This window comes from Mesorhizobium sp. M4A.F.Ca.ET.050.02.1.1, assembly GCF_003997725.1.
Lineage (GTDB): Bacteria > Pseudomonadota > Alphaproteobacteria > Rhizobiales > Rhizobiaceae > Mesorhizobium.
Window position 1 is genome coordinate 1 of record NZ_RZSG01000821.1, and the last position, 2,570, is coordinate 2,570.

Sequence of the window (2,570 nt, forward strand, 5' to 3'; positions counted from 1 at the left end):
CCCATGCGCAGGATCGGCGACCATGCCTCCGTCTTGATTGATGATAGCCTATATCATCTGCAGGCCAGCCGCGTTGGCGTTGGGCGGATTGCTACCTGCATATTTCCATAATGTTCGAAATTCCCTTGACGGCGCCGCCCAACCTGGCATAGCCATATTTCCATGAAACTCGAACAAGCAGCAAAGCAGTTGGAAGCGCTCGGCAATCCGACGCGGCTCAATCTCTATCGCATCCTGGTCAGGGCCGGAGAGGCCGGCCGGCCGGTCGGCTATCTGCAGGAAAGCCTCGGCATCGCCGCCTCGACGCTGTCGCATCATCTGCACCGGCTGATCCTGACCGGGCTGGTGAGTCAGGAGCGGCAGGCGACGACGCTGATCTGCCGCGCCAACTATCCGATCATGCGCGATCTGATCGGCTTCCTCGCCGACGAATGCTGCGCCGACGCCGCCTGCAACCCCGCCACGGGAGAGGTGGCGGCATGATTTTTTGCCCGATATTTCGTTCCCGGAATTATGGAAGGTGGGAGCATGAGCGAGCAGAACGATCTCCCGGTCGCCGTTATCGGCGGCGGCCCTGTCGGCTTGGCGGCGGCCGTTCATTTGTTGGAACAGGGCGTGCCGGTGAAGCTCTACGAGGCCGGTACCGCTGTAGCCTCCAATCTCAGGGATTGGGGCCATGTGCGGGTGTTCACGCCCTGGCGCTACTGCGTCGATCGGGCGGCGAGGGAACTGCTGGAAGCGACGGGCTGGAAGATGCCCGATCCGGAGACCTTTCCCACGGCCGATGATCTTGTCGCGCTCTACCTCGAGCCGCTGGCGAGATTGCCGGAACTGTCGCCGGTGATCGAGACCGGCGCCCGCGTCACCGGCATCTCCCGCTGGGGCGCCGACAAAGTGCGCGGCGGCGGACGCGAGGCGCGTCCCTTCATGCTGGTGGTCGAAACCGCCGGCGGCATCAGGCGCGACCGCGCCCGTGCCGTGATCGATGCCTCCGGCACTTGGCGCACGCCCAATCCGCTCGGCGCCGGCGGCATCGCGGCGGAGGGAGAGGCGGAATTCGCCGACCGCATCGCTTACGGCATTCCCGACATTCTCGGCCGGGACCGGGCCCTTTACGGCGGCCGCGCCACGCTGGTGGCAGGGTCCGGCCATTCGGCCGCCAATGCCCTGCTCGACTTGGCCAGGGTGGCGGATGACGAGCCGGGCACAACGTTCATCTGGACGACGCGCGGCACCGATCTGGTGCGCATCTATGGCGGCGGCGATCTTGATGCCTTGCCGGCCCGCGGTGAACTTGGATCCGACGTCAGGGACCTTGCCGAGAGCGGCCGCGTCCAATTGGTCACAGGGTTTGCCACGACGGCAATTCGCGAGGAAGACGGCCGGCTGATTGTCGAGGGCGATACGGCGGACGGTTTGCGGCGCATCGGCCCTATCGACCGAATCGTCGCCGCGACCGGCCAGCGGCCCGATCTCAGCCTGACCAGGGAATTGCGGCTCGACCTCGATCCATGGCTGGAAGGCGTCAGGGCGCTGGGGCCGCTGATCGATCCCAACGAGCATTCCTGCGGCGACGTGCCGCCGCATGGGCACCGCGAGCTCAGCCATCCCGAGCCCGGCGTCTATACGGTCGGCATCAAGAGCTATGGCCGGGCGCCGACCTTCCTGCTGCTGACCGGCTACGAGCAGGTGCGCTCGGTCGCGGCCGCATTGGCCGGCGACGTCGCCTCGGCCGATGCGGTGCAACTGGTCCTGCCCGAGACCGGCGTCTGCACGGTGCCGGGTGGGGTCACCGTGACCGGCAAGGCGTTCGCCGGCTGCTGTGGTGGTCCGGCCCCGCAAGCGGCGGACGGCTGCTGCGTCGCCGACGCCGAGGCGAAAGCCGCCGGCAGGGGCGGCTGCGGCTGCGGCGTTGCCGCATGAGCAGCATGGCCGGCATGCGCGGCCGCGGCATCATCATCACCGTGCTCGGCCTGACGCAGATCATGGCGTGGGGCTCATCCTACTATCTGCCGGCGGTCATTGCACCGGCGGTGGCCCGCGACACCAGCTGGCCGCTGGCATGGGTGGTTGGCGGCTTGTCGCTCGGGCTTCTCGTCGCCGGCCTGATATCGCCGCGCGTCGGCTCCTCGATCGAGCGCCATGGCGGCCGTAACGTGCTCGCCTTCAGCGCATTCTGCATCGGCGCCGGCCAGATCGGCCTGGCCGCGGCGCCCTCGCTTGCCGTCTATATCGGTGCCTGGCTCGTGATCGGGCTCGGCATGGGGGCAGGACTCTACGACGCCGCCTTCGCCACGCTTGGCCGCCTTTACGGCAATAGCGCGCGTTCGGCCATCACCACGCTCACCCTGTTCGGCGGCCTGGCCAGCACCGTCTGCTGGCCGATCTCGGCTTTCCTGTTGAGCACGATCGGCTGGCGCGGCGCTTGCCTTGCCTATGCCGCCGTGCAACTCCTCATCGCGCTGCCGCTCTATCTCACGCTGCTGCCGCGCCGGGTGCCGCAACGCAGCGCGGCATCCGATGTGGATCGAAACGCCGCCGCTGCAAGGCCAGTCAACCCGTCCTTGCCC

Annotated in this window: 3 protein-coding genes; all 3 read left to right on the forward strand. The window is 67.6% G+C overall.

Features of this window, described 5'->3' with window-relative positions; genetic code table 11:
• Positions 1-162 precede the first annotated feature (162 nt).
• On the forward strand, positions 163-483 hold the full coding sequence (locus tag EOA33_RS31710) for a metalloregulator ArsR/SmtB family transcription factor (protein WP_126055625.1): 321 nt from the start codon (positions 163-165) through the stop codon (positions 481-483).
• Between the two features lie 45 nt (positions 484-528).
• Entirely contained in the window at positions 529-1,923 is a 1,395-nt protein-coding gene (locus tag EOA33_RS31715; RefSeq protein WP_127407421.1) for an FAD-dependent oxidoreductase, read from the forward strand.
• Positions 1,920-2,570: MFS transporter (locus EOA33_RS31720; RefSeq protein ID WP_145989400.1), on the forward strand; the 651-nt coding region annotated here is incomplete at its 3' end. The genes EOA33_RS31715 and EOA33_RS31720, both read left to right, overlap by 4 nt.